This is a genomic window from Cobetia marina, assembly GCF_001720485.1.
In the GTDB taxonomy this organism is placed as follows: domain Bacteria; phylum Pseudomonadota; class Gammaproteobacteria; order Pseudomonadales; family Halomonadaceae; genus Cobetia; species Cobetia marina.
This window is the reverse complement of the sequence record NZ_CP017114.1, coordinates 2542676-2558193: the sequence shown is the minus strand read 5'-3', so window position 1 is coordinate 2558193 and position 15518 is coordinate 2542676. Positions and strand designations below refer to the sequence as shown.

Genomic DNA, 15518 nt, shown 5'->3' with positions numbered 1-15518 from the left:
TGGATGACAGGCCTGAAGGCAGGCCCGGCGCACGAGAGCGGAGAAGCATGGACATACGCAGTGGGGGTGCCTGGATGGCATCTCCTGGCGGTAGCGTGTCCGAACACGCGTTGCAGGTGGCAGCCAGGGAGGGCTGCTACCCGTGATGCCTACCCATCACATGACGGAAATGGAGTTTTACCATGGCTTTTGACGCCTACCTCAAGATCGACGGCATCCCGGGCGAGAGTCTGGATACCAACCACAAGGACTGGATCGAGCTGCTGAGCTTCGAATTCGGCGCCAGCCAGGCGACTTCCGCGACTGCCAGCTCCGCCGGTGGTGCGTCTGCCGAGCGCGTCAACCTGAGCGAGTTCGCGATCAAGAAGTTCATCGACAAGGCTTCTCCGAAGCTGTTCGAAGCGTGCTGCCGCGGCCAGCACATCAAGGAAATCACCCTGCAGGTTCACCGTGCCGGTGGCGAGCAGGTGCGTTACATGGAAGTGAAGCTTGAGGAAGTCATCGTGTCTTCCGTGGACCTGGAAGGCATGGCGTCCTTCTCCCAGGCCGGCGGTGGCGGTGCGACCGATTCCGTGCACGACGCGCGTCACGATCTGCCGTCTGAAGAGATCAAGCTGAACTTCGCACGTATCAAGGTCACCTACACCCAGCAGAAGCGCAGCGATGGCCAGGGTGGCGGCAACATCACCGGTGGTTGGGATCGCACGCGCAACCGCGTCTACTCCTGAGTATCGGCTCATGGCGCGGCGGCGTGAGTCGCCGTCCATGAACAGGAGAGTGGCATCCCGGGGCTTGGCCAGCGTGCTGGCGTGAGCTCGTCTTCAGGGGATATCACGTCCGGGTAGAAGGCATGCCGGGGGAGCGATAGGCTCTCCCGGCATGTCTGTTTTCCCCTTGTGCATCCCCGTTTGCTTCGATGAGCGCCTGCGAAATCATTGTGCTGTCAGTTCTGTGCCAACAGCTCTTTGCCAACAGGGTCTGTGCCAATAGCTCTATACCAATAGCGCTGTGCTAACTGGCTCTGACACAACAGCACTGCGCCACAGTGATTTCGCAGGCGTTGCCTCGCAACGCGATCAACACGTGATTCAGGAGAGACAAGATGGCCGACGAATGGGACCGCGACGAACTGCTCGCGCCAATCGGCGCTCATGGGACAGGAGAGGACCTGGGCTTTTCGCTGCTCTTTGACGAGATCAAGGAAGCGCGTCGCGCAGACCCGGCCTACCTCAGTCAGGGCGAATGGCAGGCCGATCTCAAGAAGTCCGACTGGAATGCCGTCATCTCGTTGACTGCCGACGGTTTGGCCGAGCAGAGCAAGGACCTGTCGCTGGCGGGCTGGCTCTGCGAAGGCCTGGCGCACCGGGATCATTTCATGGGTCTGGCCTGGGGGCTGGAGCTGATGACGGCGCTGTGTGAGCAGTACTGGGAGACGCTTTACCCGACGCTCGAGGAAGGTGATGAAGAGCGTGTCGCCCGTCTGACCTGGCTGGATGACACCCTCGCCGGCATGATCGGCACCTTGCCGCTGGTGGAAGGGCAGCTCTACGGGCTCGACCGCTATGAGGAGTCGCGTCAGGTCGAGAACCTGGCGCGTACCGACGTGGATGCCATGGAAAGCGCGCTGGCGGATGGCAAGATCAACGCCGATATCTTCCAGCGTTCCGTGGTGCTGACCGAGACGGCGACCTTCCGCGAGCGTCACCAGCAGATCGTCAAGTGCCAGCAGGCGCTGGCCGGTCTGGTGGCGCAGCTCAATGCGCAGCTGGGGGTGAGCGCGCCGACCTTCAGCCAGCTGCAGCGTGGTCTGGCGGATTGCACCCAGTTGATCGAGCGACTGCTGGGCGAGCGCGGGGTCAGCCTGGACGATGAGGCCCAGGCATCCGCCGAGAGCGATGCAGAAGTGACGGACGCCGCAAGTGGCGATGCCTCCACTGGGGATGCGAGTGTCACGCCATCCGCTCAGGCGGGCATGGCGCCGGCGGCACTGCGCACCACGCCGCAGACCCGCGAGGAAGCCTTCGACATGCTCAATGGCGTCGCCCAGTACTTCAAGGGCAGCGAGCCGCACAGTCCGGTGCCGTATCTGGTCGAACGCGCCGTGCGCTGGGGCCGCATGCCGCTGGAGGAATGGCTGCGTGATGTCATCCGCGAGGAACATGTCGTGGACGGCATCCGTGAAACCCTGGGCACTCAGCGGCGTGATGATCACTGATGATGTTCAAGAGCTCGATCTATGACCGCCTGCAGCAGGTGCGCCCGGCAGAGCCCGAGGCGCCGGTCACCAAGGTGCGCAGCGACTACCGCACTGACACCCTGTGTCTGCTGGATGGCGTGGCGCTGACCTCTGCAGGGGCGGTGGCCAAGGGGCAGCTGCCGTCATCGGCGGCGGCCGAGATCTCCGCGACCCTGCGTGGCCCGGATGGCTATGGCCTGCTGGTACACGAAATCGCGCTGGGGCAGGCGGGCGCATCGCCTGCCTCCGGCGAGCAGGTGGCACGTCTCGATCGCCGCCATCAGCGGCTCGAGACCTTGATCCAGGCCCTGATCATCGACGCGCTGTTGATGCTGGAAGCGCTGCCGGAGGGCGCGCCCTTCGATATCGTGCTGAGTGCGCCGATTCGTCATGCCAGCCTGGTGGAGGGGTTTATCGCACGTCTGCGCGAGACGGTGGCGGCCACGCCCTTCGCCGACGCGCTGGGCAGCGTCACGCATCGCGCGGTGGCCGAGCAGGACTTGCATGAACTGCTGGCCGCTGAAGCGTCGGGTGGCATGCCGCATGTCATCTGGCTCAGCGTCGACTCGCTGTTGTTCGACAGCAGCGTCTCGGAACTGTCGCGACGCGGTCAGCTGGCGTATGCCTCTCGCCCGAGCGGTCTGTTTCCCGGTGAGGCTGTCGCGGCGCTGCTCTTCGAGCGCCTCGCGCCTGACTCACCGGCTCCCTTGCAGGGCTGGCAGGTGCCGCTGGCGGCAACGCTGACCCATGCGGCGCGGGGTAGCCGCGAGCTGCGCCGCTCGCCGGCACCGCTGATGCAGCTGATCGAGCGCCAGTGGCCCGTGCAGGCGGAAAATGACGAGCATGCCTCTACCCGCGAGCCGTTCGAGCCCATGCGTCTGGTGATTGATAGCCTCGGGCTGCCTGGTCGCGCGGTGGAAGCCGGCACCAGCCTGATGAATCGCTGGCCGGGACTGGACATGATCGAGGATGGCACCACGCTCGACAGCTTCTGCGGCTGGCCGGGAGATGCCTGGCTGGCGTTGGCGCTGGTGCTGGCGATCGCGGAACTGGAAGACAACGACAGCGCCCTGGTCGTATCGCTGCGAAACGATACTCAGACTCAGGTACTGGCACTCACGCCCTTTGCCGGTTAGCGCTGACGGCGCTGCATTTGCCCTGTGCTGACTGTGCTCGTCCTGTGTTGACTGTGCTCGTCCTATGTTGCACATCGCTGCGTCTTGAGACGCATGACCCGAACTGAACAAGCCGATGCACTCGCTTGCCGAGCGAAGAAGCGCGCGCACCGTGAGGATGTTAAGGATGGCAGAGAATTCCTGGCTGGATAGCCTGCTGGAGTCGTTCGAGATTTCACTGGATCAGAACGAGCGCCTGCTCACGCTTGAGATGAGCGGCGCGGACTTCATTCCGCATCGCCTGGTGGGGGAAGAGCGCATGTCGCGTCCCTTCGCCTATACCCTCGACTGCATCTCCCAGAACGGTGATATCGAGCTCAAGACCCTGATGGCACAGCCGGCAGCGCTCTCGGTGCGTCAGGCCGATGGCAGTTACCGCAAGCTCTCGGGGCTGGTCGAGTCGGCCGCACTGCTCGGTGAGGACGGCGGCGTCTTCTATTACCAGTTGATGCTGGTGCCGTGGCTCTCGATGCTCAAGCTCGGTCGCGACAGCCGTATCTTCCAGGACCTCACCGCCGTCGAGGTCATCGAGGCGGTGTTCTCGAACCACGCCATCGCGCAGGGCGAAGCTCAGGGTGGCTGGCGGCTGGACCTGCGTCGCGAGTATCCGGCGCGCAGCTACTGCGTCCAATATCGCGAGAGCGACTTCCAGTTCGTGAATCGCCTGATGGAGCAGGAAGGGCTGTTCTATTACTTCGAACACGCCTCTGACGACAGCGACTTCAATGGCCACCGCCTCGTCATCACCGATGATGTCGCGACCTGCGCACCGGTCGAGCCGCAGGTGATTCGCTTCCACCGTCAGGATGCCACTGAACTGGAAGACTCCATCACCCAGTGGAGCGGTCGCCGTCAGCAGCAACCGACGCGTGTCAGCCTCGGCACCTTTGATTACAAGCTGCCGGGCCTGGAGAAACGCTCCGGCCAGGACACGCGTAGCGATCAGGGCAACCTCAGCGAGCAGGAAGTCTACGACTATCCCGGCGAGTACTATTTCGACGATCACTCGCGCGGCGAACGCCTGACCGTCAATCGCCTCGAGGCCCATGAATCCCGCGCCAAGCGTTTCTACGGCGCTGGGGGTACCCGCCAGTTGAAGGTCGGCCGCTGGTTCGAACTCAGTCAGCACGCCCGCCATGAAGACGGCGACTCGAGTGAGCGCGAATTCCTCGTGCTGGGCCTGACCGTCTGTGCCGAGAATGCACTGCCGGTCTCCGCGCACCTCAAGGCGCTGCCGGGCAGCCTGCAGGCGCGCATGGCCGAGGCACGCAAGGCACATGGTCTTGAGAGTGATGCGCAGGACGACTATGCCGATGTCGGCACCGGCCAGTATCTAATCGACTTCGAATCCCAGCGCCTCAGTCAGCCGTACCGTCCATCTCTCGATCATCCGCGGCCCAATTTGGGTGGCCCGCAGACGGCGATTGTCGTCGGCCCCGAGAACGAAGAGATCCACACCGACTCGCTCAACCGCGTGCGCGTGCAGTTCCACTGGGACCGCAGCGAGAAGGGTGCCGCTGACGCCAGCTGCTGGCTACGTGTCGCGCAGCCCAACGCCGGTGCCGGCTGGGGCAGTGTGTTCGTGCCGCGTATCGGCCAGGAAGTCATCGTCGATTTCCTCGAAGGCGATGCCGATCGCCCGTTGATCACCGGGCGGGTCTACAACGGTGATCAGACCCCGCAATGGCACTCCAATGGCCTGCTCTCCGGCCTCAAGAGCAAGACCTACCGCGGCAACAAGTACAACGAGCTGGTCTTCGATGATGCGACGGATCAGGAGCGCGTGCGCCTGAATTCGGAGCACGAGAAATCCCAGCTCAATCTGGGCTATCTGATCCATCAGCAGGGCAACACACGCGGCAGCTTCCGTGGTACCGGCTTCGAGCTGCGCTCGGACGCCTATGGCGCCATCCGCGCGCATCAGGGCCTGCTGCTGACCAGCTGGGGGCAGATCGCCGCCAGTGGCGAACAACTCGATCTCACGCCCGCTCAGCAACAATTGGCCAGCGCCTATCAGCTCTCCAATACGCTCAGCGAGAGTGCCACCAGCCACAACGCAGAAGCGCTTGAGTCGCGCATCAACCTCAAGCAGGCCAGTGAAGATGCCCAGGGGCGTTACGGTGCGGCAGACAGCGGCACCAACTTCGATGGCAGTTCCGCCGCAAGCGCCAGCGCGGGCGGGCGTGGTGAAGCCGCACGGCTCGACGCCCCCTGGCTGCATGTCAGCTCACCGGCAGGCATCGCGCTGAGTACGCCGGAATCCACCCATCTGGCGCAGGGCAAGTCACTCAGCATCACCAGCGGCGAAGACATCAACCTGGCCACCGGCCGCAGCCTGATCGCCTCGCTCTCCGAAAAGTTCTCGTTGTTCGTGCAACGTGCCGGCATCAAGCTCTTTACTGCACGCGGCAAGGTGGAAATGCAGGCGCAGAGTGATGCGATGGAACTGACCTCCGAGAAGGACATGACCATCACCTCCACCGAAGGCACCGTTACCCTCCAGGCCAAGAACGAGATTCTGCTCACCAGCGGTGGCGGCTATATCCGTCTGAGTGGCGGCAACATCGAAGTGCACGGGCCGGGCAAGGTCGATGTCAAAGGCGCACAGCATAGCTTTGCAGGCCCTGCGAGTCTGGAGGCTGCATTGCCTCAAATGCCAGAAGCCATCTGCGTCGAATGTCTATTGAAAAACCTCTCCAACGGGTCACCATTGGTGAATGTCGCGTGAGATCACTATGCAACTGATAGATCATTATCCACCCAACTGGGCTGTAGAGACTGGTGAGATGATCGAGGCATGGCTAGCTCATGCTGAGCAGCCATCTGTCTATCTACTGGTAGATGCCGCCTTTCGGCACGACACTTTGTATTCCTGGGTACAGTCCTCATGGCCCGCAGCAGAGTGGCGAGCGCTTTATCAGGATTCGGCGAAAACACGTCTTGAAGTGCTTCAAGTGTCACCGCTATTGCTACGTATCGGGCGAGACGACCCCGAGTGGAGAGGGCGTCTCGATACGCTGGCTCACCTGACATCAGGTAGCCCGATGGTCAGTATGATTGTCACTTCGGAGTCCTTGGCAGCACTTTGGGAGCGTTTCTATGCATTCCGCCTGGTGAGTGTACAGAAGACACGTTACGTATTGCGGTTCTCGGATACGCGACGTTTACCTCAAGTGATCGAGATGCTGACCCCACAACAGTGTGGCAATCTCATGCAGTACATGTTGGCATGGCAATATGTCGGGCGGGATAGTGCGTGGTATGCGCTTGAGCTACCTTCAATTACTGTCGACATTCCTGCACATTTTGAAGAGATTCAATGTGATGATGGGCAAACCCAAGCGCTTGTCAGCATGAATCGCATTGACGCCTTGATTGATGACTTGCGACGTAACGAGACGGAACTCTATGAAGCCTTCGAACAACCGTCTCATCGCCATGATTGGCTTGTTGAAGCAATAAATGAAGTCGCGGAAAGTGAGTATCCAGCACAAGTTATGCATTGTCTCGATAAAGCGGCGATCCAAGATTTAATATAGAACATTTAGCTCGAATATTACATTTACATTCCCCGAGAATTTTTGTTCTATGATGGCATAAACCAGTGCCGTAGATCGTACTACCGAATAAAGGAAGTTATATGAAATTATTAGGTAACCTGGTGCTAAGCTTGGGCATACTTTTCTCACTGTCTGCCTGTGGCCAGGAGTCAGATACTGTAGAACTTAATATTACAGGTGCAGACTATGCTGGGACTGGTATTCGTGCTTTTCGGGTCAAAAACCCAGATGTTCCTGATGCTTATGGGGATGGTGGTTCGATGGCTCCTTATGGAGGCGGGGGGATTCGTTGCTGTTATCAAGTGCCAAAACAATGGCATGAAGGGCTGACAGCCGAAATCGAAGTCTACTATCCATTGAAAGGGAAGAATGGCGATGAAATGGTAGAAGACCTAAAAAAACGGGAAGCCGTTGGTAATGTAACTGAAACATTCAAGGTGCCCGTTCCAAAGTACCGGGCTCCTGCAGAAGGGACATTGTGGGTTCAGTTCATGCCCGACAAAGAAATAAAGGTTGTGGTAAGTGATTTATCGCCGGATCATGAAGATTTTCCGGGTGATGTCAAAGGGTGGCCTGTGCCTTCGGATGAATACCGGATTAGCTTGATTGATCGTGATATAAAACTTGCGGAGGACGATCTGCAATCTGCTACTGGTAGCTTAGAAGAATTAACTAATAATCCTACTAAAAAGTCTTTGAAGCTATATTGGGATACGTATGAGAAATATTTAAAGGAGGAATTAGAAGGTTTTAGTGGATATGAAGATCCTCGCTTTTTATCTGACTTGATCAGGAAAAGCAAAAGGAATATAGCTGATTCTAAAGACGAAATTAAAAAACTAAAAACTTACAAGGAGTCGCTAGAATGAATGCTAAGTTAGCAGGCATCATTAATTCTGGCTATTATGATCCTAGTAATAAGTCAAGTTTTTTTAACAAAGCAGATGACATTGCTATTAGAGATTTAGAAAAACGAGAGAAGAATAGCAATCCATTACAACCCTGTCATACTAATCTATTCATCGGGTCTTTTTTTGATGGCACTGGTAATAACTATGAAGCAGATCTCGCCAAAGGAGATAAAAGTCAATCAAATGTCGCCAGGCTCTATAGCGCTTATCCAGGGTTAAGTGTACCTGGTGTATTGCCCCTCGAAACGGAGTGGGTCACAGACATTGCTGACTACCAAAATTATTTTAGAATATATTCTCCTGGAATTGGCACAAGGTTTACACAAGTTGGAGATAGTGGAGAAGGGTTCTGGGATGAAACGCTCGGTGGAGGCACGGGACGGTTAGGAGAAGTGCGTATTGTCTGGGCACTGGCTCAGATTATCAATGTCATAAGTCGCTACTTTATAAAAAGATCTATCATCAGTAACGAGGATGTCAAGAATTTTTATGGAGATCTTACAGCAGAGGCCTTGAGCGTAAATATAAAGCAAACTCTTGAAGATTATGACTCGAGGAAAGTAGGCCGAGCCGCATTTCCTACTTCCTATGATCGTGTTGCAGTAATTAAATTAAGTGATTGGTTGAAAAAGTTATATTCTACTATTTCTCCACATATGATCGAGAAAGGAGGAGACGGCTTACCAAATAATAAAGATCCAGGGATTCTTCAAAATATATACTTATCAACATTTGGTTTTTCCCGTGGGTCGGCCTTGGCAAGGGTATACTCCAATTGGGTAATTAAACTATTTAAGATTGATGCATACCTGACGCAAAGTAATGGGCTGACTTTAGCTGGTTTTCCAGTGACTTATGATTATTTGGGGTTGTTTGATACTGTTGCATCCGTCGGTATCGTAAATATGATTCCCTTTAAGCACGGCCATATGGCATGGGCAGACGCAGAGGTATCATTGGCAATTCCCCCTGAAGTTGCACGTTGTTATCACTTGGTTGCAGCTCATGAGAATAGAAGGTCCTTTCCTTTAGACTCCATTTATAATAGTCAATCAATGCCTGCGAACGGCGAAGAAGTCGTATTTCCAGGAGCTCACTCAGATTTAGGTGGAGGGTATGGCCCTGGAGTGCAAGGGAAGGGAGAGGATGAAGTAGGTAGGGATCAATTATCTCGTATTCCTCTAGCTGTCATGTATCGTGATGCACGAATATCAGGTGTTCCTTTAAAGTTGGAGAAAGCCTTAGGTCAAGATAAAGTAGGATTTGAAATCTCACCGAAATTGATAGATGACTTTAATTCCTATATTGCGTCATGTCAAATAAAATCAGGAGAGACTGGGCGGATCATTCGAGAGCATTGGAAGAGCTGTATAGAGTGGCGCTTCAACTATTATAGAAATGGTGGAATATCTAGTCTGGAAAGTTACAAGCGTGCGTCTCAATTCTATAAAAATAATCTTGATAGTGCATATACACAATTTTGCGATGAAATGGAGGAATTCAAGAACGTTGAGCAGCATCTCGAATGGAGAGATACTGCAGCATGGAAGAAGATACTAAAGTATGCTGTTATGGGGCCTGGCTGGAAACTATATCGAGACTATCAATATGGATTTGATGCTTCAGTATTAGATGACTGGGAGAAAGTCGCAATTGCAAGCAAAAGCTTTGGTACACCAAGTAGTGCGATAAGTACTATGTTGGATAAATATGTCCATGACTCAATTGCTGGATTTCTAACAAAATGGTCTAGCAAAGACGAAGTAATTATCTATTTGAAGACTTTGATCTCCATTCGAGATATAAGAGATAAATACTATTATAGCAAGGTCAATTCAGTTGCGATGCTTACTGAAAAAGAAGAAAGTTATATAAGGTTTTATGAAGAAAATGGTAAAATTCCGCCTATGGATGATTTAGGTGGAAGAGAATCATATTGGTTAGGGGGCGGGTATTTACGTTTCAGACGTATATACGCAGGGGCTAATGACGTTTATCTTGCTCGACTCAAAGAATTCCAGGAGTCACAATATACAGAAAGGAAATATGCACTGGATAGCATGAAGGAAAAAAGCTTGGCAAGGATGAGTTGAATACGTATTGATAAAGTTGAGTCTTAATTATATGTCACTTGGCCGCAAATTTTGAGTCCAACACACTTATAGCGTTCACCGGTATTGCGGTCAGATCTGCGGTCTAGAGATCTAAATCTGAAGATATGTTTTTATATAAATTGTAGAGGGCGATAACCATAAATTATTCATCAAATCCTGACGATCTCTTGGCCCTTCCAAAATCTAGGCAAGACGGGATTATTCCAGATTCTTATGGAAGTTTAATAAAGCTGAATTCTACCTACGCTGAATTCATTGATAGAGCTGATCGGCACCGAGGAATGTCAAAAACAACGTTCGGCTTTTTATTGGTTGCATTGATAAATTTTTTAGGTATTTTTTCTGCAATATATGTAAGCGGCTATATAGATTCCATCGATGTAATGTCAATACATGTGGTTACATTTCTCATTATTGTTTTGATATTGTCTTTAACAGATTATTTTGTCTGGAAGCATCATCTAGTTAGAGATTTTCTTACTGTAAGCTTTTATCCTATTAGGTTCAATCGTAAAAAAAGGATGGTGTATATTTATCGTGATCGAGTATCTGGTGGTGTTCTAAGGGTTAATTGGAATGATATATTTTGGCACATTGGTAAAGGGTATCAACAGGAATATAATTGTGACTTGCGTGGGCATGTAATGAAAAATGGAGTCATTGTCGATACTTTCAGTGTTGGCAATTTTTATGATGATAGTCGTGTCAATCAGATAATGGCTATATGGGAATTTATTAGGCGTTATATGGAAGAGCCGCTTGACAGCTTGTTTGTTGAACCTTTGGACAGGTATATAGATAAGTCAGTAGAGGTCTCTTTGAAAAACTGCTATATGCATGTTTATGCTAACATGTGGCCCTTTGCTATCGACTATCGATATTATCTTGTCCCTATTTTTTATCCATTACTTTGGATTTTGACGCTTGGCAGATGGTTCACTTTGAGCACCTGTAAGAAGCCCATATGGCCTTCGTCAGTAGAGGCCGAATGCATCGTTGCATCAGATGATCCAATGATATTACAAGAGCCAAAGTATACAGGTGAGTTTTCAGAGGACCCTGCGGTCGCTGATCGTCAGTTTGAGCGACATTCACAGCAGCGTAAATATGAAATAATGTAAGTGTTTTCCTTTTCTTGGAATCCCCTAAAGCGGAGATAGTGCTTATGTTCAGTTCCGGCGATGGCGTTATCGTACTCGGAGATAGCACCACTCATGGTGGCAAGGTGGTGTCTGCCCAGTCTAACTATCTGCTGGAGGGCAAGCCGGTGGCAGTGGTGGGGGACATGGTGACGTGCCCCAAGGATGGCCACAGCACCTGCAGTATCATCGAGGGGCATCCCACCATCAGCTTGAATGGCAAGCCGGTAGCGTTTCACGGCTGCCATACGGCATGTGGGGCGGCGTTGATTTCTGCAGCGAGTGGCAAGCACGGCCTGGGATAAGGGCGTTGAGGTGTTCGTGTATGCCTGTCTCGCGCTTCGCTTCAAGTCTTGCACCGGGGTGTAGGCACAGGATCGAGCGGTTCCCCGGTTTGCTCAACAGCAAGATGAAAAGCCCTCCGACCAAATGTCGGGGGGCTTTTCATTTCCGATGACGCGAGACCGTGTTATTGAGGCAGCTGAATGGCCATTTCCTTGCCGTCTCCAGCGTCAGCGTGCCATCCAGCCGCCATCGACCGTCAGAACGGTGCCATGCACATAGTTCGAAGCAGATGATGCGAGGAATACTACCGGGCCCTTGAAGTCGTCTGGTGATCCCCAGCGCCCGGCGGGGATGCGCGCGAGGATATCGCGGGAGCGCTGTGCATCCTGTCGCAGGACTTCGGTATTGTCGGTAGCGATATAGCCCGGTGCGATGGCGTTGACGTTGACGCCGTGAGCGGCCCACTCATTGGCGAAAGCCTTGGTGAGCTGAGCGATGCCGCCTTTGCTGGCTGCGTAGCCCGGCACGGTGATGCCGCCCTGGAAGGAGAGCAGTGAGGCGGTGAAGATGATCTTGCCGCTGCCGCGCGCGACCATCTGTTTGCCGATCTCGCGGGTCAGGATGAACGGGGCGGAGAGGTTGGTATCAATGACGCGATCCCATTGCGCGTCCGTGTGCTCGGTGGACGGTGCGCGCTCGATGGTGCCGGCGTTATTGATCAGGATATCCACCCGAGTCGAACTCAACTGCACAGCCAGTTGCTGGATGGCGCTGCGGTCGGAAACGTCGCATGCGATGCCCTGGAAGGTGCGCCCGAGGGCGCGGATACGTTCACCTACATCACCACCATCGGCGGTCATGCTGGCACTGATGGCAATGATATCGGCGCCGGCCTCGGCGAGGGCGATCGCCATGGCGGCCCCGATACCGCGACTGGCACCGGTCACCACGGCGGTCTGATGACTGAGGTCGAAGGGTTTGACGTCATGCATGTCGCGGCTCCCATATCAGTAAAGTCTCACGCAAGCCTACTGCAGAAAGAGGGCGACCACGAATGCCCGCGGGGGAGCGCTTGCTAGGCGAGCCAGAAAGCCGTGAGGCCAAGCTATGCCCGATCAGTGCGAACCTTGCGAATGTGATAGCGTCTTGGCAAATCCAACTCCTCGGCGGCCCGATGCCCCCAGTACGCCGCAGCTGAAGGCTGGTAACGCACTCTGGCTGGTGACCTTGCCTGATGATGGCTCGCGCTGGTGTCTTCCGCGATCACCTGTCCACTGCCTGGGGACGAGCTGTGCTGACGGCATTCCGTCAGAAAGCGCCTCATCCTTGCCGTCACGTGGGAGCCAGTCTCTGCGAGCTGATGGCGTTTTTCTCGTACAAGGAAGAAGACATGCGTAATCATAATCGCCGCCTGGCTTGCCGCTCACGTCACAGTGTTCAGGCGATGACCCATGCCTGGGGAATCCTGAACGCAATGCGTGTCTCATGAGTTCATTGGCTTTGGGGCTCATCCTGGTCTCGGTCTGTCTGCATGCCGGCTGGAATCTGCTGGGCAAGGGCCGAGCGCCTTCGCTGGCTTTCTTCATGCTGGCCATGGGCAGTGGGGCGTTGATCTTTGCACCGTTGCTGGCACTGGGGCCGGCGTTCAACGAGCTGCCGGATGAGTTCTGGGGTTGGCTGGTGGCCACGGGGCTGTGTCAGGCGCTCTACATGGGCGGGCTCGCCTGGGCGTATGCGCGCGGCGAGGTCAGTGTGCTATATCCCATCGCGCGTGCCTTGCCCGTAGTGCTGGTGCCGCTGGTCTCCTTGAGCCTGCTGGATAGCCAGGCGCTGACAGTGTCGGATTTCACCGGCATGGGGCTGATCGTGCTCGGTGCGCTCATGTTGCCCTTGAGCAGTCCGCAGGGCTTGCGAGCGAGAACCTATCTGACCCCCGCGCTGGGGTTCGCGTTGCTGGCAGCGCTGGGGACCACCGGCTATTCGCTGATCGACAAGCAGGCGCTCGACATCATGCTGAGTGTCGGCTATTCGCCCACGTCTGCAGGCGCTGTCTTTCTGGTGTTGCAGGCCATGATGACGGTCGCCTGGGGCGCACCTCTGGTGATGCTGTTGCCGACTGAGCGTCGTCGCCTGCCGATGCTGTGGCGGGGCGAGCGGGGCAGCATGTTGCTGACCGGCGTGATGGTGATGGCGACCTATGGGCTGGTATTGATCGCCATGACGCTGACGGAAGAGGTCAGCCTTGTGGTCGCCATGCGTCAGTTGTCGATCCCGCTTGGGGTGGTGCTCGGCGTGGTCTGGTTGCGCGAGCGTGCGGCCATGGTCAAGTGGGTCGGCATCGGCGTCATGCTGGCAGGGTTGTGGACCGTCGCGCTGGTGTGAGGAAAGGCGTGGCATGAGGCACAAAAAAAGCGAGACAGGCGGTGGCCTGTCTCGCTTTTTGTCTTTCTGCTGACGCCTGTGGGGGATGACAGTCTCGTCATCCCCCACAGGCCAGTTCACTTCGCGTGAAGCTTACTTGGCGTCTGCCACCAGCATTTCCAGCGTGGCGCGGGCACCGTTGTCGTGCAGGCTCTTCAGGGCCTTGAGGTAGGCATCGCGGAAGCGCGGCTGATCGACCAGATCACCGAACAGTTCACGGTTGTCCAGGAAGGCGGTCGGCTCTTCGCGCTGACGGCTGGCGCGTTCCATCAGCTCGTCCTTCAGCGGGTCGACCACGTCGATGGTCTCGCCTTGTTCGTCGACGCCTTCGGCATAACGTGCCCAGCTGGCCACGACAGCCGCGGTACGACGCAGTTCGCCGTCGGTCTTGAGCTGTGCGTGGGCCACCGGGATCAGGAACTTCGGAATGCGGTCGGAGGTCTCGGCGCACAGGCGCGCGAGGGTGTCCTTGACTTCCGGGTTGGCGAAACGCTCGATCAGCGTCTGGCAGTGGGCATCGAGATCGATACCCGGCAGCTGGGCCAGCGTCGGGCGAGCTTCCTCGTTCATGTAGCCGAGCAGGAAGTCGACGATCAGCGGGTCGTTGCAGGCTTCGTGGGCGTAGCGATAGCCGGCCAGATAGCCGAAGTAGCACAGTGCCTGGTGGCCGGCGTTGAGCAGACGCAGCTTCATCAGCTCATAGGGCTCGACGTCTTCCACCGGCTGCACGCCGGCATCTTCAAAGGCCGGGCGGCCATTGGCGAAGTGGTCTTCCAGCACCCACTGGGTGAAGGGCTCGCAGACCACCGGCCAGGCGTCTTCCACGCCGAAGCGTGAGGACAGCTCTTCGATGTCATCCGGGGTGGTCACCGGCGTGATGCGGTCGACCATGGAGTTGGGGAAGGGCACTTCGGCTTCGATCCAGGCGGCCAGTTCGGCATCGCGTGCACGCGCGTAGGCGGTGAACATCTTGTGAGCGACGTTGCCGTTGCCTTCGATGTTGTCACAGGACATCACGGTGAACGGGGCGACGCCGCGCTCGCGACGACGTGCCAGGGCTTCGGTGATCAGGCCAAAGCTGGTCTTGGCCTCACCCGGGTTGGCCAGGTCGTGCTGGACGTCGGCGTTCTCGAGATTGAATTCGCCGCTGACCGGGTGGAAGTTGTAGCCACCTTCGGTGACGGTCAGCGAGACGATGCGGATCGCCGGGTCGGCCATCAGCTCGATCACGGCATCCGGGGAGTCCGGGGCAAAGCGATAATCGATGATGGAGCCCACCACGCGCGGCTCGTAGTTGCCGTCCGGGTGCTTGAGCACGACGGTGTAGAGGTGGTCCTGAGAGGACAGGGCTTCCTGCATGCGGCGATCGCCCGGCATCACGCCGACACCGACGATGCCCCAGTCCAGTGCCTTGCCCTGGTTCATCAGCTCGTCGAGGTACATGGCCTGGTGTGCACGATGGAAGCCGCCCACGCCGAAGTGAACGATGCCGGCGCTGACCGCCGCACGATCATAGTTCGGGGTGGCAACCTTGGCGTCCAGCTGAGTCAGACTGGCATTGGAGAGACGAGTCATGGGGGGAGGTCTCCTGCCGCATATCGCGGTCGGGTCAAGATGGGTAAAGAAAGGGTAGGTCGTAACGGCCAGCGGCGAAGGTTGCCCTCGTGAGTCAGGCTA

General features: G+C 56.0%; 12 protein-coding genes. 10 read left to right on the top strand and 2 right to left on the bottom strand.

Annotation, left to right across the window (positions count from 1 at the left end):
- Nucleotides 1-182 precede the first annotated feature (182 nt).
- The 9 genes from BFX80_RS10820 (at nt 183) to BFX80_RS10780 (ending at nt 11440) form a co-directional block, all read left to right on the top strand.
- The gene (locus BFX80_RS10820) at nt 183-728 is read left to right on the top strand and encodes an Hcp family type VI secretion system effector (protein ID WP_084208878.1); all 546 of its coding nucleotides are present in this window, start codon (nt 183-185) and stop codon (nt 726-728) included.
- 374 nt (nt 729-1102) lie between these two features.
- On the top strand, nt 1103-2215 hold the full coding sequence (gene tssA, locus BFX80_RS10815; protein ID WP_084208877.1) for a type VI secretion system protein TssA: 1113 nt from the start codon (nt 1103-1105) through the stop codon (nt 2213-2215).
- Complete coding sequence (locus BFX80_RS10810; RefSeq protein WP_084208876.1) at nt 2215-3372, top strand: hypothetical protein; 1158 nt, start codon at nt 2215-2217, stop codon at nt 3370-3372. Before tssA ends, BFX80_RS10810 begins: the two co-directional genes overlap by 1 nt.
- 166 nt (nt 3373-3538) lie before the next feature.
- Nucleotides 3539-6139: a type VI secretion system Vgr family protein gene (locus BFX80_RS10805; protein ID WP_084208875.1), complete on the top strand. Its 2601-nt coding sequence runs from the start codon at nt 3539-3541 to the stop codon at nt 6137-6139.
- Nucleotides 6140-6146: 7 nt separating this feature from the next.
- The gene (locus tag BFX80_RS10800; protein WP_167593023.1) at nt 6147-6950 is read left to right on the top strand and encodes a DUF4123 domain-containing protein; all 804 of its coding nucleotides are present in this window, start codon (nt 6147-6149) and stop codon (nt 6948-6950) included.
- 101 nt (nt 6951-7051) lie between these two features.
- Complete coding sequence (locus BFX80_RS10795) at nt 7052-7840, top strand: DUF3304 domain-containing protein (protein ID WP_084208873.1); 789 nt, start codon at nt 7052-7054, stop codon at nt 7838-7840.
- Complete coding sequence (locus tag BFX80_RS10790; RefSeq protein WP_084208872.1) at nt 7837-9975, top strand: T6SS phospholipase effector Tle1-like catalytic domain-containing protein; 2139 nt, start codon at nt 7837-7839, stop codon at nt 9973-9975. Before BFX80_RS10795 ends, BFX80_RS10790 begins: the two co-directional genes overlap by 4 nt.
- A 188-nt stretch (nt 9976-10163) precedes the next feature.
- The gene (locus BFX80_RS17860; RefSeq protein ID WP_157109477.1) at nt 10164-11117 is read left to right on the top strand and encodes a DUF6708 domain-containing protein; all 954 of its coding nucleotides are present in this window, start codon (nt 10164-10166) and stop codon (nt 11115-11117) included.
- A 107-nt stretch (nt 11118-11224) separates the two neighbouring features.
- A complete protein-coding gene (locus tag BFX80_RS10780; protein WP_240499543.1) occupies nt 11225-11440 on the top strand; it encodes a PAAR domain-containing protein in 216 nt (71 codons plus the stop codon).
- Nucleotides 11441-11647: 207 nt separating this feature from the next.
- On the opposite strand, the gene BFX80_RS10775 is transcribed toward BFX80_RS10780, so the two are convergent.
- Nucleotides 11648-12412, bottom strand: coding sequence for an SDR family NAD(P)-dependent oxidoreductase (locus BFX80_RS10775; protein ID WP_084208870.1), 765 nt, complete (start codon nt 12410-12412; stop codon nt 11648-11650).
- A gap of 493 nt (nt 12413-12905) precedes the next feature.
- Here BFX80_RS10775 and BFX80_RS10770 point away from each other — a divergent pair, with 493 nt between their 5' ends.
- Nucleotides 12906-13802 (top strand): EamA family transporter, encoded by an 897-nt coding sequence (locus BFX80_RS10770; protein ID WP_084208869.1) that lies wholly within the window; start codon nt 12906-12908, stop codon nt 13800-13802.
- 132 nt (nt 13803-13934) lie between these two features.
- Here the strand turns inward: BFX80_RS10770 and BFX80_RS10765 are convergent, their stop codons facing one another.
- Complete coding sequence (locus tag BFX80_RS10765) at nt 13935-15416, bottom strand: mannitol dehydrogenase family protein (protein WP_084208868.1); 1482 nt, start codon at nt 15414-15416, stop codon at nt 13935-13937.
- Nucleotides 15417-15518: the final 102 nt, after the last annotated feature.

What these genes read in the sequence shown, in the direction of transcription:
- BFX80_RS10820 (WP_084208878.1), top strand. Translation starts at nt 183, where the DNA reads ATGGCTTTTGACGCCTACCTCAAGATCGACGGCATCCCGGGCGAGAGT.
- tssA (WP_084208877.1), top strand. Translation starts at nt 1,103, where the DNA reads ATGGCCGACGAATGGGACCGCGACGAACTGCTCGCGCCAATCGGCGCT.
- BFX80_RS10790 (WP_084208872.1), top strand. Translation starts at nt 7,837, where the DNA reads ATGAATGCTAAGTTAGCAGGCATCATTAATTCTGGCTATTATGATCCT.
- BFX80_RS10800 (WP_167593023.1), top strand. Translation starts at nt 6,147, where the DNA reads ATGCAACTGATAGATCATTATCCACCCAACTGGGCTGTAGAGACTGGT.
- BFX80_RS10810 (WP_084208876.1), top strand. Translation starts at nt 2,215, where the DNA reads ATGATGTTCAAGAGCTCGATCTATGACCGCCTGCAGCAGGTGCGCCCG.
- BFX80_RS10795 (WP_084208873.1), top strand. Translation starts at nt 7,052, where the DNA reads ATGAAATTATTAGGTAACCTGGTGCTAAGCTTGGGCATACTTTTCTCA.
- BFX80_RS10765 (WP_084208868.1), bottom strand. Translation starts at nt 15,416, where the DNA reads ATGACTCGTCTCTCCAATGCCAGTCTGACTCAGCTGGACGCCAAGGTT.
- BFX80_RS10775 (WP_084208870.1), bottom strand. Translation starts at nt 12,412, where the DNA reads ATGCATGACGTCAAACCCTTCGACCTCAGTCATCAGACCGCCGTGGTG.
- BFX80_RS10770 (WP_084208869.1), top strand. Translation starts at nt 12,906, where the DNA reads ATGAGTTCATTGGCTTTGGGGCTCATCCTGGTCTCGGTCTGTCTGCAT.
- BFX80_RS10805 (WP_084208875.1), top strand. Translation starts at nt 3,539, where the DNA reads ATGGCAGAGAATTCCTGGCTGGATAGCCTGCTGGAGTCGTTCGAGATT.